This is a genomic window from Rhizobium sp. YTUHZ045, assembly GCF_051124255.1.
Classification (GTDB): Bacteria; Pseudomonadota; Alphaproteobacteria; order Rhizobiales; family Rhizobiaceae; genus Rhizobium.
On sequence record NZ_CP101432.1, the window covers coordinates 185509 to 204954 of the forward strand.

The 19446-nt window shown below is 62.7% G+C and carries 25 protein-coding genes; 10 read left to right on the forward strand and 15 right to left on the reverse strand.

The genetic code is table 11. The features are described from left to right. Positions 1-26: 26 nt before the first annotated feature. From NMA58_RS00920 to NMA58_RS00940, 5 genes are all read right to left on the reverse strand, one after another. Positions 27-440 (reverse strand): tellurite resistance TerB family protein, encoded by a 414-nt coding sequence (locus NMA58_RS00920; protein ID WP_003570543.1) that lies wholly within the window; start codon positions 438-440, stop codon positions 27-29. Between the two features lie 87 nt (positions 441-527). Then, positions 528-1244: a thermonuclease family protein gene (locus NMA58_RS00925; RefSeq protein WP_434712005.1), complete on the reverse strand. Its 717-nt coding sequence runs from the start codon at positions 1242-1244 to the stop codon at positions 528-530. An 11-nt stretch (positions 1245-1255) separates the two neighbouring features. Beyond that, positions 1256-1927 (reverse strand): S24 family peptidase, encoded by a 672-nt coding sequence (locus NMA58_RS00930; protein WP_434712006.1) that lies wholly within the window; start codon positions 1925-1927, stop codon positions 1256-1258. A 127-nt stretch (positions 1928-2054) separates the two neighbouring features. Beyond that, on the reverse strand, positions 2055-2702 hold the full coding sequence (locus NMA58_RS00935) for a response regulator (RefSeq protein ID WP_434712007.1): 648 nt from the start codon (positions 2700-2702) through the stop codon (positions 2055-2057). Positions 2703-2791: 89 nt separating this feature from the next. After that, the gene (locus NMA58_RS00940; RefSeq protein ID WP_434713478.1) at positions 2792-3190 is read right to left on the reverse strand and encodes a hypothetical protein; all 399 of its coding nucleotides are present in this window, start codon (positions 3188-3190) and stop codon (positions 2792-2794) included. Between the two features lie 116 nt (positions 3191-3306). Here NMA58_RS00940 and NMA58_RS00945 point away from each other — a divergent pair, with 116 nt between their 5' ends. Both NMA58_RS00945 and NMA58_RS00950 read left to right on the forward strand, forming a co-directional pair. Beyond that, positions 3307-3660: a DUF952 domain-containing protein gene (locus NMA58_RS00945; protein WP_434713479.1), complete on the forward strand. Its 354-nt coding sequence runs from the start codon at positions 3307-3309 to the stop codon at positions 3658-3660. Continuing rightward, a complete protein-coding gene (locus NMA58_RS00950; RefSeq protein WP_434712008.1) occupies positions 3657-4745 on the forward strand; it encodes a quinone-dependent dihydroorotate dehydrogenase in 1089 nt (362 codons plus the stop codon). Before NMA58_RS00945 ends, NMA58_RS00950 begins: the two co-directional genes overlap by 4 nt. On the opposite strand, the gene NMA58_RS00955 is transcribed toward NMA58_RS00950, so the two are convergent. From NMA58_RS00955 to NMA58_RS00965, 3 genes are all read right to left on the reverse strand, one after another. After that, positions 4721-6067, reverse strand: coding sequence for an MATE family efflux transporter (locus NMA58_RS00955; RefSeq protein WP_434712009.1), 1347 nt, complete (start codon positions 6065-6067; stop codon positions 4721-4723). The genes NMA58_RS00950 and NMA58_RS00955 overlap by 25 nt on opposite strands. A gap of 131 nt (positions 6068-6198) precedes the next feature. Next, entirely contained in the window at positions 6199-6696 is a 498-nt protein-coding gene (locus NMA58_RS00960; protein WP_434712010.1) for a CAP domain-containing protein, read from the reverse strand. Position 6697: 1 nt separating this feature from the next. Continuing rightward, positions 6698-6964, reverse strand: a complete 267-nt coding sequence (locus NMA58_RS00965) for a DUF6460 domain-containing protein (protein WP_434712011.1) — start codon at positions 6962-6964, stop codon at positions 6698-6700. A gap of 140 nt (positions 6965-7104) precedes the next feature. Here NMA58_RS00965 and NMA58_RS00970 point away from each other — a divergent pair, with 140 nt between their 5' ends. Further along, positions 7105-8037, forward strand: coding sequence for a methyltransferase (locus NMA58_RS00970; protein WP_434712012.1), 933 nt, complete (start codon positions 7105-7107; stop codon positions 8035-8037). A gap of 212 nt (positions 8038-8249) precedes the next feature. Beyond that, positions 8250-8885, forward strand: a complete 636-nt coding sequence (locus tag NMA58_RS00975; RefSeq protein WP_434712013.1) for a YitT family protein — start codon at positions 8250-8252, stop codon at positions 8883-8885. 220 nt (positions 8886-9105) lie between these two features. On the opposite strand, the gene NMA58_RS00980 is transcribed toward NMA58_RS00975, so the two are convergent. Then, entirely contained in the window at positions 9106-9507 is a 402-nt protein-coding gene (locus tag NMA58_RS00980) for an endonuclease domain-containing protein (protein ID WP_434712014.1), read from the reverse strand. A gap of 225 nt (positions 9508-9732) precedes the next feature. Between NMA58_RS00980 and NMA58_RS00985 the strand changes: the two genes are divergently transcribed. Beyond that, positions 9733-9867, forward strand: a complete 135-nt coding sequence (locus tag NMA58_RS00985; RefSeq protein ID WP_434712015.1) for a hypothetical protein — start codon at positions 9733-9735, stop codon at positions 9865-9867. A gap of 287 nt (positions 9868-10154) precedes the next feature. On the opposite strand, the gene NMA58_RS00990 is transcribed toward NMA58_RS00985, so the two are convergent. Then, complete coding sequence (locus NMA58_RS00990; protein WP_434712016.1) at positions 10155-10616, reverse strand: carboxymuconolactone decarboxylase family protein; 462 nt, start codon at positions 10614-10616, stop codon at positions 10155-10157. 23 nt (positions 10617-10639) lie between these two features. After that, the gene (locus NMA58_RS00995; RefSeq protein ID WP_434712017.1) at positions 10640-11140 is read right to left on the reverse strand and encodes an RrF2 family transcriptional regulator; all 501 of its coding nucleotides are present in this window, start codon (positions 11138-11140) and stop codon (positions 10640-10642) included. A 127-nt stretch (positions 11141-11267) separates the two neighbouring features. On the opposite strand from NMA58_RS00995, the gene NMA58_RS01000 reads away from it, so the two are divergent. The 3 genes from NMA58_RS01000 to pdeM are packed head-to-tail and all read left to right on the forward strand — an operon-like array spanning position 11268 to position 15206. Then, positions 11268-11900, forward strand: coding sequence for a YitT family protein (locus NMA58_RS01000; RefSeq protein WP_097601595.1), 633 nt, complete (start codon positions 11268-11270; stop codon positions 11898-11900). 49 nt (positions 11901-11949) lie between these two features. Then, entirely contained in the window at positions 11950-14454 is a 2505-nt protein-coding gene (locus tag NMA58_RS01005) for a ligase-associated DNA damage response DEXH box helicase (protein WP_434712018.1), read from the forward strand. A gap of 26 nt (positions 14455-14480) precedes the next feature. After that, positions 14481-15206, forward strand: a complete 726-nt coding sequence (pdeM, locus tag NMA58_RS01010; RefSeq protein WP_434713480.1) for a ligase-associated DNA damage response endonuclease PdeM — start codon at positions 14481-14483, stop codon at positions 15204-15206. A gap of 53 nt (positions 15207-15259) precedes the next feature. Here the strand turns inward: pdeM and NMA58_RS01015 are convergent, their stop codons facing one another. Both NMA58_RS01015 and NMA58_RS01020 read right to left on the reverse strand, forming a co-directional pair. Continuing rightward, on the reverse strand, positions 15260-15841 hold the full coding sequence (locus NMA58_RS01015) for a transglycosylase SLT domain-containing protein (protein ID WP_434712019.1): 582 nt from the start codon (positions 15839-15841) through the stop codon (positions 15260-15262). 172 nt (positions 15842-16013) lie between these two features. Continuing rightward, on the reverse strand, positions 16014-16571 hold the full coding sequence (locus NMA58_RS01020; RefSeq protein WP_434712020.1) for a dihydrofolate reductase family protein: 558 nt from the start codon (positions 16569-16571) through the stop codon (positions 16014-16016). Between the two features lie 196 nt (positions 16572-16767). Here NMA58_RS01020 and NMA58_RS01025 point away from each other — a divergent pair, with 196 nt between their 5' ends. Both NMA58_RS01025 and NMA58_RS01030 read left to right on the forward strand, forming a co-directional pair. After that, positions 16768-17376 (forward strand): TetR/AcrR family transcriptional regulator, encoded by a 609-nt coding sequence (locus tag NMA58_RS01025; protein ID WP_434713481.1) that lies wholly within the window; start codon positions 16768-16770, stop codon positions 17374-17376. A gap of 12 nt (positions 17377-17388) precedes the next feature. Then, the gene (locus NMA58_RS01030; RefSeq protein ID WP_434712021.1) at positions 17389-17676 is read left to right on the forward strand and encodes a YciI family protein; all 288 of its coding nucleotides are present in this window, start codon (positions 17389-17391) and stop codon (positions 17674-17676) included. A gap of 30 nt (positions 17677-17706) precedes the next feature. Here NMA58_RS01030 and NMA58_RS01035 read toward each other — a convergent pair whose 3' ends face one another. Next, a complete protein-coding gene (locus NMA58_RS01035; RefSeq protein ID WP_434712022.1) occupies positions 17707-18507 on the reverse strand; it encodes a TIGR02186 family protein in 801 nt (266 codons plus the stop codon). After that, entirely contained in the window at positions 18507-19430 is a 924-nt protein-coding gene (locus NMA58_RS01040; protein WP_430956893.1) for a sulfite exporter TauE/SafE family protein, read from the reverse strand. Before NMA58_RS01040 ends, NMA58_RS01035 begins: the two co-directional genes overlap by 1 nt. Positions 19431-19446: the final 16 nt, after the last annotated feature.

Sequence of the window (19446 nt, forward strand, 5' to 3'; positions counted from 1 at the left end):
CATACCTAAAACAAGGAGTGTCGGGCCTATCCCTTGCGGAAGCGGGCAATGGCGCTGCGTTCGATCGCCGCGCAGGTGAGTTTGTCGAGGCCGAGGCGGTCGCGCAGCAGGCTGAGCAGCCGCAGTTCCTCCGCCTTGACCGAGAGATCGGCGGAGGCCACTTCGACGGCAAGCGCATAGGCCGTGTCGTAGAGTTTTGCCGGCAGCGTGTCGCGCACGGTTTCGAGAACGACGTCGAGGCCCTCGGGCCCGGCCAGAAGCGAGGCGCAGTCGCGCGCCACCGAAATCAGCTTGTCGTCGTCGAAATCCCGGAATACCGGCAGGAAGCCGATCAGCTGGCCGATCCTTTCCATCTCCCTGTCGTTCATGGTGCTGTCGACGGCGGAGGCCATCACCATCACGTAGATCAGGGCATCATGGGCGGAAAGCGGCTTGTTCATCTCTGATTCCTTTTTGATCAGCCGAGATTAGGAATTGGCGGCAGCCTTTACAAGGGATCGACTCCATCTCGCGCCGCCGGCGGCCCGTCATTTGCGGCGCGGGTCGCCGCCGTAAATGCCTTTCTGCGCCTGCTTCGCCTTCTCGGCGACCGATGCAAGCGGTGATCCCGGCCCTGCTTGTGCCCAGCCGCTTTCGGCAAGCCATGTGCCGAGATCCTGCGCCCCGAGCCGGCAGGCGGTGATCACCGTTCCCTGCCATTCGGCCGTGTCGAGGTCGCAGGTGAGGCTGCGGTTGCGCAAGAGCTGGCGCAGCGCGGTCTTGGCCATCATGCCGCACGGCCATTGCCGGCCTGCCGGCCCGCAGATCCTGTCGACCGGCGTCGGGATGATGCCGGCAAGCTGAAGCCTGCGCCCGCCAAACGAAAGAATGCCGGCATTCTCCGCCACCGGCCGCGTCAGCTCCATCGGCTTTTGCGCCGCCGAACCCGCCGCCTGCCCGGCGGCGGCGTCCTGCTGCCGCACCGTATCGGCCGGTTCGGCGGCAGCCGCGGCAGGCGGCACGGGGGAGGGTGGAGGCGCAGGCTGCGCCGCGCGGGCAATGATTTCGGCATCTGTATCCGAGATCGGCGCTGCCGGGCGGTTGGGCTTGGAGGTAGGGTCCGCCGCCGTTCCGGTTGCCGGCTGCTCTATCGTGGCCGTCTCTTTCCCGCTTGTTCCGCCGCGCAGCCGTGCTTCCCCAGCCATAAGCAGGCCGGCCACGACCGCCATCCCCACAATACCGGTGATGAAGGCGGCAGGACGCATGGAATATCTTCCTACTGGCTGGCCCAGATGATCCGGGCGATCCAATCGACGTCGGACAGATCGAGTGTGCGGTTGGGATGTTCGGGATTGAGCGACATCAGCTCGATCGACCGCGGGCTCCGGCGCAGCAGCACCTTGGCCATCACTTCGCCCTCGTTGGTGCGCACGACGACGCGGTCGTTGCGGCGCACCTGCGCCCCCGGTTCGACGATCAGCACGTCGCCATCGCGATAGAGCGGCATCATGCTCTCGCCCTGCACCTCCAGCGCGTAGACCCCTGATTTCTGCGATGGGTTGGCCGGAAATTCCACCACGTCCCAGCCTTGGCCGGCCGGAAAGCCGCCATCGTCGAAGAAGCCGCCGGCGCCGGCCTGCGCGAAGCCGAGCAGCGGAATGGCGCCGCCTTGCGGGTGCCCGGCCCGTTCGTCGGTCCGCTCTCCGGGAGAACTGGCGGCCGGCCGCAGGAAGGCGAGAAACTGCTCCATGCTCGCCCCTGTCGCATCGAGCACCTTGGCGATCGATTCCGTCGACGGCCAGCGCAGACGCCCATCGGCGGAAAGTCGTTTCGATTTATTGAAGGAGGTGGGGTCGAGCCCGGCGCGGCGCGCAAGACCGGAGGGCGTCAGCTCGTGCCGTTCGGCAAGCCTGTCGATCGCCTCCCAGATCTGCTCGTGTGACAGCATATGCGCGCCCGATTCCGTGCAGCCTGTTTCAGGCCGCGCTTCAGCCGGACGCAATCTTAACCGACCACGCAGCGCCCGTAAAGGTAAAGGAGGAATAAAATCCTGCGATCGGCGGTTTCGGCTCCTCTCAGGCGACCATCGCCATATTGATCTTGCCGAGCTGGATGACGGCCTGCGTGCGGCTGTCGACATTGAGTTTCAAGAGGATCGCCGAGACATGCGCCTTGATCGTCGCCTCGGAGACGCCGAGTTCATAGGCGATCTGCTTGTTCAACAGCCCTTCGGCCAGCATGGTCAGCACCCGGCTTTGCTGCGGCGTCAGTGTGTGCAGGCGATGGATCAGATCGGCGACGTCGGGATCCTGCTCCTGCCCGTCGCGGTAGCTTTCCGGCGTGGCGATATCGCCGGCCAGCACCGTCTGGATGCTGCGGCGGATGTCCTCGATGCCGGAGGATTTGGAAATGAAGCCGGAAGCGCCGAGTTCCAGCGCCCGGCGGATCGTCGTTGCGTCGTCGCTGGCCGAAACGATGACTATCGGCAGGCTGGCGAATTCGGCCCGCAGCGCCATCAGGCCGGAAAAGCCGCTGACGCCGGGCATGGCGAGATCGAGCAGCATCAGGTCGGCATCCGCATGGGCGCCGGCCGCCCGGCGCGCGGCCGCAAAATCGCCGGCCTCGACGATCGCCTGCCGGCCTTCCATACCGATGACCGCCTGACGCAATGCGTCCCGAAACAGCGGATGATCGTCCGCAATGATGATGGTTTGTTCCTGCATCGAAGACTCCCTCCCAAGAGCTCGATCACGCCGCTTGCGTCGCCATCCCTCCGCGCCGCAGGCCGCTTTCTCGGGATGACTATATCAGATCAGGTCTTCTGCGGAAGGGGATTGGCCTTGTCCTCGGACTGGAGCTCCTTCACCATCCCCATGAAACTCTTCATCATCCGCTCCATAATGCTGATCGAGCGGTCGATCTCGGCATCGCTCGGCAGCGCACGCTGGACGAGGCCGCCCTGTTCCAGCTTCGTCACCCGCTCGGAAAGCCGGTCGAGCTCGTCTTCATAGGCCGCCCGCTCATCGGCTGCCATGCGGCAGACCAGCGCGCCGTCTTTGTCCTGGCAGATTGACATCGCTCCCGTCTGCCGGTCGAGCCGGACGAAATGGTCGCCGCTCCTTTCGAGCTGGAAGCGGCTCGCATCGGCGTCGGTCGCCGCGGCGGCGAGCGGCAGAAGACCAATAGCAAGGGTCAAAACCAAAACCTTCATCATCTCATCCTCCGGATTTGCTTGTGCCGGTCCTGCTTTTTGAGCGCGGGGCGTGGACATCGCCGCCTCTTTCCGGCAAAGCGCTCATGACGAGGACCAGCTATCGTGAGGCCATGATGAGCGTGACACCGACCCTTTACAAGATCGTGACGGAAGCGCTCTGGCAGGAAGCCAGACAAACCGGCATTTTTCATGGCGCCGGCATCGATCTCAAGGATGGCTTCATTCATTTGTCGACGGCAGCCCAGGTGAAGCAGACCGCCGCCCTGCATTTCGCCGGCCAGTCCGGCCTGTTGCTGATCGCCATCGACGGCAGCGGCTTTGGCGACAGGCTGATTTTCGAACCCTCGCGCGGCGGCGACCTTTTTCCGCATCTCTATGCCGAGTTGCCTTTAACCGCCGTGCTCTGGGAGGCGGTGCTGCCGCTCGACGGCAGCGGCGCCCATGTCTTCCCGGAGCTTACGCCATGATCGGTCCCTTTAAGCATCTCGCCCGCAAGGGCCTCTTCCTGTTCGATCCGGAAACGGCGCATGGCATGTCGATCGCCGCGCTGAAATCCGGTCTGGTCCCGGCCTGTCAGATCACCCCGGATCCGCGTCTGCGCCAGACCGTCGCCGGCCTTACCTTCGACAACCCGCTCGGCATGGCCGCCGGTTACGACAAGAATGCCGAAGTGCCGGAGGCGCTGCTGAAACTCGGCTTCGGCTTTACCGAGATCGGCACGGTGACCCCGAAACCGCAATCCGGCAATCCGCGCCCGCGCATCTTTCGCCTTGTCGAGGATGAAGGCGTCATCAATCGCCTTGGCTTCAACAATGAAGGCCATGATGCTGCCTATGGGCGCCTTGCCGCGCTGAGGGGCAACGGCATCGTCGGCGTCAATATCGGCGCCAACAAGGACAGCGAGGACCGCATCGCCGATTATGTCGCCGGCATCCGCCGCTTTTATTCGCTCGCGCGCTATTTCACTGCCAACATCTCCTCGCCGAACACGCCCGGCCTGCGCGACCTGCAGGCGCGCGAAAGCTTGGCAGCGCTGCTTTCGGCCGTGCTGGCGGCGCGCGACGAGCAGGCGGCGAAGTCCGGCCGCAAGATCCCGGTTTTCCTGAAGATCGCCCCCGATCTGACGGAGGAAGGCATGGACGATATCGCCGCGGAAGCGCTGTCGCATGCGCTTGATGGACTGATTGTCTCCAACACGACGCTGTCGCGTGAAGGCCTCAAGGATCAGCGCCAGGCCAAGGAGACGGGCGGCCTTTCCGGCGTGCCGCTGTTCGAAAAGTCGACGGCCGTACTGGCCCGGATGCGCAAGCGCGTCGGCCCCGATCTGCCGATCATCGGCGTCGGCGGTGTCTCCTCGGCCGAAACCGCGCTGGAGAAGGTGAGGGCCGGCGCCGATCTCGTCCAGCTCTATTCCTGCATGGTCTATGAAGGTCCGGGCCTGCCCGGCGATATCGTCCGCGGTCTCTCAGGGCTGCTCGACCGCGAAAAGGCCGGCTCGATCCGTGAGCTGCGCGATACCAGGCTGGATTATTGGGCAGCGCGAAAAGTCTGATCGGCCCGCGGCTTGACCAGCATCACCAGCAAGACGCCGCGGAAGAGCAGGAAGGCATTCATCGCCAGCCACAGGCCGTGATTGCCGAAGAGCGGCACGAAAACCGCGAGCATCAGGAGATAGCCGGCAAACGACATCAACATCCGGTTGCGCATGTCGGCCGACCATGTCGCGCCGATGAAGACCCCGTCCATCAGAAAGGCGAGCGCGCCGGTCAGCCCGGTCACCGCTGCCCAGGGCAGATAGGTTTCGGCCGCCTGCCGCACCTCGGGCGAGGTGGTCAGCACCGAGATCAGCCAGGGTCCGGCGAGGAAGAAGAAGGCAGCGCCGATCGCCGCCAGCCCGAAGGACCACAAGGTCGTCAGCTTCAGCCCGCGATCGAAGGCCGGCCGGTAACGCGCGCCGATCGCCCGGCCGATGATCTGTTCGGCGGCATTGGCAAGCCCGTCGAGATAATAGCCTGACAGCAGGAAGAAATTCATCACCACGGCATTGGCGGCAAGCGTCACCGCGCCGAAGCTGGTGCCGATCCGCGTCATGACGGTGAAGGCGCCGATCAGCACGAAGGTGCGGATCAGGATATCGCGGTTGAGCGCGAAAAGTTCCGCCAGCCGGTGCCGCGAAAATATCTCCGCCCAGGCCGGCCGCTCCGCCTTGCCGAAGCCACGCAGCACGATGGCAAGTCCGGCGATCGCGCCCACGGTTTCGCCGGCCATCGTTCCCCAGGCGACCCCCGCCACGCCCCAGTCGAGCGTCAGGCCGAGATAGATGGAAAGCAGGATATTGATGCCGTTGATAACAGCCTGCAGCAACAATCCGACATTGCCCTGTCCGCGCCCGAGCACGAAGCCGAGAATGGCGTAATTGGCAAGCGCCGCGGGTGCGGCCAGGATGCGGATCGAGAAGTAGGTGCTGGTCGCCTCGGCGATTGCTCCCTCCGCGCCCATCAGTTTCAACCCCGCCGCGCTCAGCAGCGGCGAAAGACAGAGCAGCGCCAGCCCGCAGCCGAGCGCCGAGATCAGCGCCCTGGAGAAGACCGCCCGCTGTTCGTGCCGGTCGCGCCGCCCGTAAGCCTGCGCCGTCAGCCCTGTCGTCGACGCGCGCAGGAAGTTGAAGCTGCCGAGGATCAGATCGAAGAGCATTGCGCCGATCGCCAGCCCCGCCAGCGCCTCCGCATTGCCCATACGGCCGACGACGGCGGTGTTCGTCAGCCCGAGCAGCGGCGTCGTCATGAAGCCGAGCGTCATCGGAATGGCGATCGATAGCACCAGCCGGTGCGTCACTTCGAAAGCGAGGGCATTGTGATTGCTGCGGGTATCCATAGAAGCCTCGTCCAAAGCGCGTCACGATCTTTCAGATTCGCTTCTGGCACTTTAGGTTCTTGTCTTACGCATGTCGTTGCCGCAAAACCGCGGCACACTTTTGCGCGACATGCTTTGAAGGCGGAATCACCTCAGCTCGAAAGCACCATGGCCCAATAGGGCAGGTTCCGGGAAGACGTATTATGGGCGACGGCGACGCCGAGGCCGTCATAGCGCCCGAGCATGTTCTCAAGGTGATGCGGCGAGTTGATCCAGGCCGTCACCACGGCATCGACGCTCTGCTGGCCGGAGGCGATGTTCTCCGCCGCCGGCAGGCGGACGCCGCTCGCCGTGACGCGGGCGCCGAAACTGTCGGTCATTCCCATCAGATGCGCCATCTTGCCGGCGCTCGCCATGCGTTTCGCCTGGAAGAGGGCAGCCGTCTGGGCTGCCGGATCGGCCTCAAGCGGCGGCAGGCCGTTCTTGGCTCGGAGCTGGTTGACGAGCGGCAGCACGCTCACCGTTTCGTCCTCGCCGTTCGACGGCGTGCCGGCAAGGCGTGGGGTCGTGGTGCAGCCGGCAATACCGGCGGCGAGCGCAAGTCCGGAGAGGCGGAGCAGTCCGCGCCTGGAAAGATCGATCGAGGTCATGTTAGCGGTTAAAGCTGAAAAGGCGAAGGATGATGAAGATGGGGATGACGATCGTCGCCCCGAGGAGGAGATAGTCGCCGACGCGCCCGAGCGCCGAAAAGCCCCGGTGCCAGAGGTCCAGGACGAAGTCGCGGAACCCATAAATGATGTTCCACGGCGTCAGGCCGAACACGGTCATGACGAAACCGACGATCAGCGACACCACGACGAGTTTTATCAATGTGCGGCCGAGCGAATCGCCGAGGAACCTGTTCACCTGATCGGACATGCGCCATCTCCTGTTTGCCCTTGGAATAAGGTCGCGGTGCGCCGCCCGCAAGCCCTTTCCGAGATTGGCTGCTTCGCCTCTGAGATAGGACTTGAGTTTTTTTGTGGCCGCCGCCAAATGCAAACGAAACAACAGGTCCTTTGATGCACCACCAGCTTTCCTCAGGCGACGTCATCGCCGACCGCCGCGCCGATTATGCGAGGATGCTCGAAGAGGGCGGCGAGCCGGAGGCGGCGGCCGAGCTGATGGAGCAGGCGCTGGAGCTCGCACCCGCCTGGGCCGCCGGCTGGTTTTGCCTCGCCACCTATCGTGAAAAGGCGGGCAGGGGTGATGCCGCGATCGAAGCCTATCGCAGGACGCTCACCCTCGATCCCGAGGATATGTTCGGCGCCACCCTGAAGCTTGCCCTTCTCGGCGATGCGGACACGCCCGACCGGCCGCCGAGCCGCTATGTCGAGCGCCTGTTCGACGATTATGCCGACCGGTTCGAAACCGCTCTCGTCGACAAACTCGATTACAGCGTCCCACAAAAGCTGGCGGCGCTGATCGCCTCCACCGGCAGACGTTACGAATGCGCCGTCGATCTTGGCTGCGGCACCGGCCTGCTCGGCCCGGAGATCCGCGCCTGCGTCGGCCGTCTCGAAGGCTTCGACCTCTCGCAGAACATGCTGACCAAGGCCGCCGAGAAACAGGTTTATGATCACCTCGCCCAGGCCGATCTGTCGCTTACGCCCGATCTCTCCGGCCTGTTTGTCGATGCGGAACCCCGGCGCGCCGACCTCGTGACGGCCGCCGACGTATTGATGTATCTCGGCAATCTCGAGAGCGTCTTTGCGATCGTCGGCGAACTCGCCGCCGCCACCGCGGATTTCGCCTTTTCCGTCGAGGATGCGGGCGACGGCGATGGCTTCCATCTTGCGCCGTCGCTGCGTTATGCGCATTCGCAAGCCTATGTGAGGGCGCTGCTTTCCCGTCACGGCTTCGAAACCCTGCAAACCGTGAAGACGGTCATTCGCAAAGATGGCGGAAAACTGGTTTCCGGCATTCTGTTCCTTACGCGCAAGGCGGCATGAGCGAACATTTCTTGCGATTTTTTAATAGGTCAGCAATGCTTACCTATTTCGCTTGATATCGATGGCAAAAGCCTGATATTGCACTGATATCGGCAGCGAGTGCGGGCGATAACACGCCTGGCCCTCCGGCTCATTTGACAAATCGAATATTTCATCGCTTCCGGGATTTCGTCGGAGGCTTCACGAACTCGTCCACCGTGGAGACTGGCGCCATGACACAGCTCATCAATGCCCTTGGCGTCTGGAACACCAGCGCGACCCGCCATACCCCGATCGAAGATGTGCAGGGTATTTTTTCCGGCAGCCTTGTCGCCGCCCTCGGCCTCTATGTGCTCGCCAGCGCCGGCCTGCTCACCGGCAGCACCGCCGGCGTCGCCTTCCTGTTGCACTATGCCTTCGGCGTCAATTTCGGCCTTGCCTTCTTCCTGCTCAACCTGCCGTTCTTCTATCTCTCCTGGAAGCGCCTCGGCATCGCCTTCACCATCAAGACCTTCATCGCCATCGGCCTGACCTCGGTGCTTGCTGATGTGCAGTCGCGTTTCTTTTCGATCTCGAGCATTCATCCGGCCTGGGCTGCCCTTCTCGGCGGCCTGCTGCTCGGCTTCGGCCTGCTGGCGCTCTATCGCCACCGCGCCAGCCTCGGCGGCGTCGGCATTCTCGGCATCTATCTGCAGGAACGTTTCGGCATCCGCGCCGGCCTCGTCCAGCTCGCCATCGACATGTGCGTGCTCGCCGCCGCCTTCTTCGTCACCACGCCGCCGGTCGTCTTCTACTCGGTCCTCGGCGCCGTCGTCCTCAACTTCTTCGTCGCGATCAACCACCGCGCCGACCGCTACATCGCACTGTAGGGGTGATTTGCGGCTGACCCGGGGCCGCTTGCGTCCCTTCATTGAAGCCCTTCCGTGTGATTTGCCCCTCATCCGCCTGCCGGCACCTTCTCCCCGCACGCGGGGCGAAGGAGACGTGCCGCAACCCCTCCGTTCCTCGCAGGCCTTCCATAGGGCACGTCCCCTCGCCCCGTTTACGGGGAGAGGGTTAGGGTGAGGGGCAGCCCTCGGCACGCCATCGCTATTGGCTCGCAGTTGGATAGAATCGCAAATCTGTCGCGTCGACGCGTTCGACCAGCCGCCCGTCGCAGATTGCAACGATCGTCTCCAGCACGGATGGCAGCGCTCTCAACACGTCCACGTTCCAGAAGCGAGCAACCGACCAGCCATTGGTGATCATGAAGGCATCACGAATTCGATCCCGTCGGCTTTCCGCATGTTGGCTGCCATCGATTTCTACGACAAGCCGCAGTTCGCGACAGGCGAAGTCTGCAAAATAGGGGCCGACCGGTAATTGCCGGACAAACTTGTATCGGTTGAGCCGGCGGTCACGCAGCTCGTTCCATAATTTGTCCTCTGCCTCGTTATCCGACTGACGCAGCAATCGCGCGCGGGCCGTGGTTTTGGGCTTCGGGCCTCTCATTGAAGTCGTTCCATGTGATTTACCCTCGCCCTAACCCTCTCCCGTTTTACGGGGAGAGGGGACGTGCCCTACTCGACCTTCACCAAACGGACTAACCTTACAAATCCGTAACCCATTCTAAACAATTCGTAACTTGCCTCAGACCTACCCCGGCGCGACACTCCACTCGCGCCGGATTTGATGAGGTGAACTATGTCAGATTTGGAAAAACTTGTGAGACGCCGCATGCAGGAAGAATACGCCAAGGGCGCTTCCGCAGAGGAAATTACGAAGGTCGTCCGCGACATATTCAACAGCATCGACCTCTCGGACAATAGGTCTGACGTCGTTGCCCTGTGGGCCGCCAGAGATCACGATTGACCCGATATTCGACCGACCCGAGATTTTCGGGTCGGTCATGAGGTGGGTTGCTCGCCTACAATCGCCGCGTCGAGACGCTAGCCCCTCATCCGGCTGCCGCCACCGACCGGGGTCGAGCCACTGGTCTCGACCCGTCCTTCAGACCCCCGTAAACGGGGCGAAGGGAACATGTCGCAGCCTCTCCGTACCCACCACGTCTCGCGAGGCACGTCCCCTCGCCCCGTTTACGGGGAGAGGGTTAGGGTGAGGGGCAATACCACGCATACCATCTTTCGGTTGGGCAAACCTCACGCAGCCTTGGTTGCGCGATCAATCGGATGCTGCGACCGGAAACCGACGGCAAGGCGGTTCCAGATATTGATTGCGCCGATCGCCACGGTAATCTCAGTCATTTCCTTCTCGGAGAAATGCGCCTTCAGCGCTTCGTAGTCGGCGTCCGGCGCGCCTGTCTTGGCGATACTGGTCACCGCGTCGACCCAGCCGAGCAGGGCCCGTTCGCGCGCGTCGTAGACTGGTGATTCCCGCCAGACGCACATCAGGTTGATCCATTGTTCGCTGAGCCCTTCGTGGCGGGCCTCCTTCACATGCATGTCGACGCAATAGGCGCAGCCGTTAATCTGCGAGGCGCGCAGCTTGATCAGATGGATGAAGCGGCGCTCCAGCCCGGAGGACTGGACATATTGTTCGAGGGCTGCGACCGCCTTGTAGGCTTCGGGAGCGGCTTTGGCGAAGTTGAAACGGGGTTGCATGGTCTTTCTCCTGTGTGAGTGGCTCAGCGAGCCGTCTTGCGTTCATGGAGTTCAAGGAAGGCGCAGCCTCGGGCTGCGATCGATCCGTCGTCGAGGGCATTCAGTTCGATGCCGAGATCGGCAATGCTCGTCTTGGCGAGTTCTGCCCGATAGACCCGTTCGGCGCGCAGCATCGCCGCGCTGATGTTGCAGGGCTTGGAAAAGAAGCGGTCGGAAACCGGGTTCGGCCCGCGCTGGCGGATTTCGGCGCAGCGGAAGGCCGGTGCCGGTCCTTCGACGGCGAGCAGGATGTCGAGCAGCGAAATCTCCTCCGGCGCCTTCGCCAGCCGATACCCGCCTTTCGGCCCCGGCACGGTATCGAGGATGCCGGCGCCCGACAGCGCCTGCAGATGCTTCAACAGATAACTCGTCGACACGCCGTGGAATTCCGCCAGTGCGGCCGCCGAAAGCACGCCGCCTGCGGAGAGGCCGGCAAGCATGGCAACACTGTGAATGGCCTGCTCGACCCCGTCGCTCATCTTCATGCTCGTGGGCTCCTCAATTCGTAGATAAAAAATATCCACGATTAGCGCTGATGTCAAGAGGCGCCGTCCCTGCTTGCCTTTATCGCTACGCCGGGTAGAAGACGGAAAAAGCCGACAGGGGAACATCATGGCATCCAACGCCTTCACAGGCCTTCTGAATTCCAGCGCGGATCGGCATTCGCTGTTCGACGACGCGCAGGGCATCGTCGCCGGCAGCATGCTCGCCGTGCTCGGCGTCACGCTTCTTTCCGGCGCCGGCCTGCTCGCCGGCGGCACCGCGGGCCTTGCGTTCCTCGCCCACTATGCCACCGGGATCAGTTTCGGCCTGTGCTTCTTTGCCGTGAACCTGCCCTTCTATTATCTCGCTTTCCGCCGTCTGGGCCCGGCCTTCACCATCAAGACCTTCGTCGCAATCGGGCTGACCTCGGTCCTGTCCGAATTCGTGCCCGGCTTCATCGGCGTTACGCATGTCCATCCGGTTGCCGGAGCGCTCTTCGGCGGCCTCGTCATTGCCGCCGGCATGCTGGCGCTCTTCCGCCACCGCGCCAGCCTCGGCGGCATCGGCATTCTCGCCCTCTATATCCAGGATCGCTTCGGCTGGCGCGCCGGCCTCGTCCAGCTCGGCTTTGACGGCATCGTGCTGGCGCTCTCCTTCTTCGTCGCCAGCCCCTTCATCATCGCCTGCTCGGTGCTCGGCGCCGTCGTGCTCAACCTGACGCTCGCCATCAATCACCGCAAGGACCGCTATATCGCGATGTAAGCGGCGTCCCAGCTCTTCTTTTTCGCCCGCTTTTCGCTACCTTCAGGGCGTGGACCAGATCGATTCCGACACCTTGCTTCCTGCCGCCTTTACCCGCTGGTTTGCGGAAAAGGGCTGGCGGCCGCGCGCCCATCAGCTGGAACTGATCGCCCGCGCCGAGGCTGGCCAGAGCACACTGCTGATTGCGCCGACCGGCGCCGGCAAGACGCTGGCCGGCTTCCTGCCCTCGCTCACCGATCTCACCCGCCGCGGCCGCATTCCGCCAGGCTCCGCCTTTACCGGCATCCACACGCTCTATGTCTCGCCGCTGAAGGCGCTGGCGATCGATATCGAGCGCAACCTGATGAAGCCGGTCGAAGAGATGGGCCTGCCCGTCACGATCGAAAACCGCACCGGCGATACGCCGATTGCCAAGCGCCAGCGGCAGAAGCTCAATCCGCCGGATATTCTGCTGACGACGCCGGAGCAGGTTGCCCTGCTGCTGGCGAACCGTGAGGCGGAGCGCTTCTTCAAGGACCTGAAATATGTCGTGCTCGACGAGCTTCATTCGCTCGTCACCTCCAAGCGCGGCCATATGCTGTCGCTCGGCCTTGCGCGCCTCCGCCGCCTTGCCCCCGGCCTGAAGACCATCGGCCTGTCGGCGACCGTCGCCGAGCCGATGGACTTGCAGAAATGGCTGGTCGCCCAGGAGGAGGGGAGGGAACATCACGCTGGTCTTGTCGTCGTCGAAGGCGGCGCCAAACCCAATATCTCGATCCTGTCGACCGAAGAGCGCATTCCTTGGGCCGGTCATGCCGCCCGCTATGCCATTCCCGATGTCTACAAGCAGCTCCTCGAACACCAGACGACGCTGCTGTTCGTCAATACCCGCAGCCAGGCCGAGATGCTGTTTCAGGAACTCTGGACGATCAATGACGACAACCTGCCGATCGCCCTCCACCACGGCTCGCTCGATGTCGCCCAGCGCCGCAAGGTCGAGGCGGCGATGGCCGAAAACCGCTTGCGCGCCGTCGTCGCCACCTCAACGCTCGATCTCGGCATCGACTGGGGCGATGTCGATCTCGTCATCCATGTCGGAGCGCCGAAGGGCGCCTCACGCCTTGCCCAGCGCATCGGCCGCGCCAACCACCGCATGGACGAGCCTTCGAAGGCGATCCTCGTGCCGGCCAATCGCTTTGAAGTCATGGAGTGCCAGGCAGCCCTCGACGCCAATTATATCGGCGCCCAGGACACGCCGCCCGTCGGCCGCGGCGCTCTCGACGTGCTCGCCCAGCACGTACTCGGCATGGCCTGCGCCGAACCCTTCGACATGCTGGAGCTCTATGACGAGGTCACCAGCGCCTCGCCCTATGCCGATCTTAGCTGGGAGACCTTCGAGCGCGTCGTCGATTTCGTCGCGACCGGCGGTTATGCGCTTAGGACCTACGAGCGTTACGCTCGCATCCGCAAGACCAAGGAGGGCCGCTGGCGCGTCTCCAATCCGGCGGTCGCCCAGCAATACCGTCTCAATCTCGGCACCATCGTCGAAAGCCCGATGCTGAACATCCGCATGGTCAAGCGCGGCGAGGGCGGCCGGCTCGGTCGCGGCGGCGCCACGCTGGGCAAGGTCGAGGAATATTTCCTCGAGCAATTGTCGCCGGGCGACACCTTCGTGTTTTCGGGCAAGGTGCTGCGTTTCGAAGGCATACGCGAAAATGAATGCCTGGCGTCGCAGGCCTTTTCGCTCGATCCGAAGATCCCCGCCTATAATGGCGGCAAGTTTCCGCTGTCGACCTATCTCGCCGAGCAGGTGCGGGCGATGATCGCCGATCCCGATCGCTGGCGCCACTTGCCGGATCAGGTGCGCGACTGGCTGTCGCTGCAGACCGACAAGTCGATGCTGCCGAAGCGCGACGAGTTCCTGATCGAAACCTTCCCGCGCGGCAGCCGCGGCTATATGGTCGCCTATCCCTTCGAAGGCCGTCTTGCCCACCAGACGCTCGGCATGCTGCTGACCCGCCGGCTGGAGCGAGCGGGCGCCAAGCCGCTCGGCTTCGTCGCCACCGATTATTCGCTCGCCGTCTGGGGTCTCGAGGATATGGGGCTGATGATCGCCAATGGCCGGTTGAGCCTCTCCGACCTCTTCGATGAGGATATGCTCGGCGACGATCTCGAGGCTTGGCTCGCCGAATCTTTCTTGTTGAAGCGCACCTTCCGCAATTGCGCCGTGATTGCGGGCTTGATCGAGCGCCGCCATCCGGGCAAGGAAAAGAGCGGCCGCCAGATCACCGTCTCGGCCGACCTGATCTACGACGTGCTGCGCAGCCATGAGCCGGATCACATCCTGCTGCAGGCAACGCGACAGGACGCGGCGACGGGGCTTTTGGATATAAGCCGTCTTGGCGATATGCTGATGCGAATCAGGGGCCACATCACCCACCGCCCGCTCGACCATATTTCCCCGCTCGCCGTGCCGGTGATGTTGGAAATCGGCCGGGAGGCGGTGCCGGGCGAGGCCCATGATGCGCTATTGGCCGAGGCGGCGGACGATCTGATCGCCGAAGCTCTGGCATGATGATGACTGGGAAAAATACGACTGTGATGAACCGCCTGGCGCTGGCGCGCGACATTTCCGGATTGGCTGCGATCCCCGGCATCGAGACATCGGTGAACGGCATTGCCGCCGTCTGCGATCCGCTCGGCGCCCTCTATCTGCCGGATGCCGGACTGCTCGTCGTCTCCGACCTGCATCTCGAAAAAGGCGCAGCCTTCGCGCGCCGTGGCATGATGCTGCCGCCCTATGACACGCTGGCGACGCTGACCGTGCTTGCCGCCGTCATCTCCCGCTATGATCCGAAGCTCGTCATCTCGCTCGGCGACAATTTTCACGACCGCATCGGTTCGAAGCATCTGCCGGAAAATTTTCGCGCGCTGATCGTCGGTATGGCGCGCGGCCGCGAATGGATCTGGATCAACGGCAACCATGATCCCGACGGCATCGTCGATCTGCCCGGCGCTTGCGCCGACGAGGTGCATTATGCCGGCCTGACCTTCCGCCACGAGCCGAGGAACGGCTTGCAGAGCGGCGAAATCGCCGGCCACCTGCATCCTTCGGCGACCGTGCGCCGGCGCGAACGATCAATCCGCCGCCCCTGCTTCGCCACGGACGGCGCTCGCCTCCTCATGCCGGCCTTTGGGGTGATGAGCGGCGGCCTCGATCTCGGCCATCATGCGATGAAGGGCTTGTTCGAAAAGGAATCGCTGATCGCGCATCTGTTGGGACGCGATCGGATTTATTCGGTCAGGTATGGGAATTTGCGGGGGTAGCGTCTGTCCTCGATGTGTGCCGTGGGGGGGTGCCACACTGCACGCCTTTGAACTTAATCACACCCCTGCAATTGCTGCTGATATGTCCCCGCCATTCGCGCGAACTTCTGTGCCGTCTGCTGCAATTGCCCGTTCGAGCGCCAGTCGCCGCGCTTATATCCCGTCGGCCCCGAATAATAGGCGAGATAGAGATTATAGGCATCGTTGAGCGGAATACCGGTCTCCACACTGTTCTGGTAATGATACCAGCCGATGAAATCGATCGCGTCGGCGAAGTTCGTGCGCCGCGCCGCCCAGTTCCCCGTCTGCGACTGATAGTGATCCCATGTGCCGTCGAGCGCCTGCGAATAGCCGTAGGCGGTCGAAGGCCGGGTCCAGGGAATGAAGCCGAAGAGCTTGGTGCGCGGCGGCCGCGCGTAGGGCTGGAAACCCGATTCGGTGTACATCGTCGCCATCAGGATCGACACGGGCACGCCGTATTTCTTCTCCGTCCGCTCTGCCGCCCTCTGCCAGCTGGAGAAAAGACCTTCGCGCTGATCGAAGACGGCGCAGATGTTCCTCGTCTGCTTCGGCGCCGTCGCGCAGCCGGCAAGCAGCGCGAGACCCACGGCGGTCAGAACGATACGAGTACGCATAACAGAACCTCTCATTTCCGAGAGATTACTAACTCGTAAATGTTAAAAACCGGTTTTTAGTCGAATACGAGCTTTTCTGAGGGGGTTATTATGAAAACCCCTCCCCAACCCTCCCCATTGTTGGGGGGTGGGGAGGGGTCTTTTTCAGGAACTAGACAGCCATGACCCACCGCTACGCCCTGACCGGCTCATAACGCAGGATCACCGCGCCACTTTGCGTGGTCGAGGATTCAATAAGCCTCAGCGGCACCTGGGCCTCGGCCGGCTTGAAGAGCGGATTGCCGCCGCCGAGAATGACCGGCACCACGCAGACCCTGATCTCATCGATAAGGCCCGCCTTCAGCAGGCTGTCGGCAAGCGCGGCGCTGCCGAAGATGAAGATCGTCTTGCCGTCCTCCTGCTTCAGCCTCGTCAATTCGGGGATCGGATCGCTGACGATGCGCGCATTGTTCCAGCCGGGATCGGTCATTGTTCGAGAGACGGCGATCTTGGCGATGCCGTTCATATAGGCCTTGATCTTGTCTTCGTCCTCGGCAGTCGGCCAGTAGGCGGCCATGCCCTCATAGGTCTTGCGGCCGAAGACCAGGAGGTCACCTTCCTCGCCGAACTGCTCGGCACAGCGCTTGAGCTCCGGTCCCCAGGCGAGATTGTGGAAGTCGATCTCCCACGGTTTCGTTCCCTCGAAATAGCCATCGAGCGTCATCAGGTTCCAGACGACAAGCTTCCGCATTTCATCCTCCTCAAACCGCTTTTAATAAGCAACTGGTTCACAGTAATTCAACTGGTTGCGATACGCAAGCGGTCCTGGAGGCAAAGGGGCCGCCGACAAGAAGTTCCGGCGCTTGACTCTTCTAGGTCAATTGTCCTAATTCCTAGGTCAATTGACCTACGAATCGTAGCTTCGCGGACAGAAAGGGAGAATGAAAATGGTCGCTGCGGCCACCCGGCAGCAAATTGTCGAAGCAGCCGACAGGCTTTTCTACGAGAGAGGCTTTGAAGCAACGTCCTTTGCCGACATTGCGGGTACAGTCGGACTCTCGCGAGGCAATTTTTATTATCACTTCAAGGCGAAGGACGAGCTTCTCGATGCGGTGATCACCCATCGCCTCCTCAAAACCAGGTCAATGCTCGATGAGTGGGATGCACAGGCCGAGGCACCTGACGAGCGTATTCTCAGCTTCGTCAATCTCCTCATCGTGAATCAGTCGAAAATCATGGCCCACGGTTGCCCGGTCGGCACGCTTTGCGCCGAACTCGCCAAGCTCGATCACATTGCCAAGAGCCGTGCTGCCGAACTTTTCGATCTGTTTCGCCATTGGCTCTCACGTCAATTCAGCGAGCTTGGCGGCGAGGCTGAAGCCGATGCGCTTGCCATGCACATTCTGATGCGGAGCCAAGGTGTTGCGACGCTTGCGGCCGCCTATCGCGACGAAATCTTTGTTCAAAACGAGGTGGAAAATATGCGCGCGTGGCTGGCGGAGCAGCGGCCAGAAACACCCGCCTTTCCCGACACCCTTTCACGACAGCATTCCTGAAGGAGACACTGCATGTTTTTCATTACTCTGAAATTTTCTGAAAGCAGGGCCAAAGCACCGGTTCTGATGGAAGCGCATAATGCCTGGCTCAAACGAGGCTTCGACGACGGGATTTTTCTTCTCGCCGGCGGCCTTCAGCCGAGCGCAGGTGGAGCAGTCGTCGCTCACAACACCTCGCGCGCCGAACTCGAAAACAGGATTCTGCAGGATCCTTTCGTAGCCGAAGGCGTCGTCAGCGCCGATATTCTGGAAATTGCCCCCGCACGCGTCGACGAGCGGCTCGCCTTCCTAAAGACATGAGACACGAGCGCGACGGTTCGCGGCGCCGGATCACTCCTTGCGGAAGATCAGGCTGGCGCTCCAGCCGGTGACGACGGCGAGCGCCACGGCCGCAAATCCGTAGAGGATCGGCTGATCATGGGCCGCATCGGTGATCATCTGTTCGATGCCCGTCTTGATGACGCGCAGCGGCAGCGATTTATCGGTGATGAGATTGCCGCTCTTGAAGAGATAGGCGCGCACCGTGTGCACCCCGTTCGGAATATTTGCCGGCAGGCGCAGGCTCGCCTTGAAGAGGTTCGATGAAACGAACCGCACGCCGCTCGGGTTCCGGTCGTAAAGCGCGCCCACCTGCTGCAGCCGCAGGAAAGCCTGACGGAACTCGCCGAGATTGCTGCCGTCGCCGACGAAGCCGACCGGCGTCAGCGGAATGTGGTCGATGCCGATCCCCTGGTCGGTGAGTTCCAGCGGCGTCGTCAGATCGTCGATCATGCGCGAGCTCGACATCGAATAGGAATGCGGCACCGCCTCGAAAGTCATCGAGCGCCTGTTCACCCAGATGCCGAAGACGCGCTCCTTCTTGCGCACCGTCGCATCCTCGCGCGGGCCTTCCAGCACCACCACCACGTCATACTGACCAATGGCGAGCAGCAGCTGGTCGGTGTTCGAGAGCGCCCCGAAGATCGTCAGATCGGCACCGTGGAAATCCGAAGTGATGGCGATTTCGCTGGTCGATGTGCCGATCTCCAGCCCCTCCCGCACCGCTTCCGTTGCCTGTCCCGGCAGCCATTGCGCCCCGGCAACCGCCGGCAGCAGACACAGGAGCAGGAGGATCGAGGCAAGCAGGCGCATCAGTTGCCGGTCCCCATCACCACCGAGTAGACGTCGGCAGGGGTCACGACCAGCGCGATCGCCAGACGCAGGCCGACGGCCAGAACCAGCAGGCCGAGCAGGGCGCGCAGCTGCTCGCCGCGAAGCTTCTGGCCGACGCGCACGCCGTATTGCGCCCCGACGACACCCGCCACCATCAGGATGAAGGCAAGCACGATGTCGACAGAGAAGTTCGTCGCCGCCTGCACGATCGTCGTATAGGCGGTCACGAAAATGATCTGATAAAGCGAGGTACCGACCACGACATTGGTCGGGATGCGCAGCAGGTAGATCATTGCCGGCACCATGATGAAGCCGCCGCCGACACCCATGATCGAGGTCAGGATGCCGATCGCAAAGCCGAGCGCAATGATCGGAATGACGCTGAGGAAAATCTTCGATTTCTTGAAGCGCACCTTGAGCGGCAGCTTGTGCACCCAATGCTGGTGGCCCGGCTTGCGCGGCGCGGGCGGCTCGTTGCGTGCGGCGCGGCGCATGGCATTGATGCTTTCGAGCAGCATCAGCCCGCCGACCGCTCCGAGGAAGATGACATACATCAGCGAGATGATCAGGTCGAGCTGGCCGACGGCGCGCAGCAGCGAGAAGATCCAGATGCCGACGGTCGCCCCTGTAAGACCGCCGACCAGGAGCACTGTGCCGAGCTTGACGTCGAGCGTGCCGCGCCGGAAATGGGTGATCGCACCCGAAATCGACGACGCCACGACCTGGTTGGCGCCGGTGGCGACGGCGACGACGGGAGGGATATTGTAGAAGATCAATAGCGGGGTGATGAGAAAACCGCCGCCGACGCCGAACATTCCGGACAGGAATCCGACGGCCGCCCCCATGCCGAGAATGATGAAGATGTTCACCGACAATTCTGCGATGGGCAGATAAATTGTCACAACCGACCCCGAATGA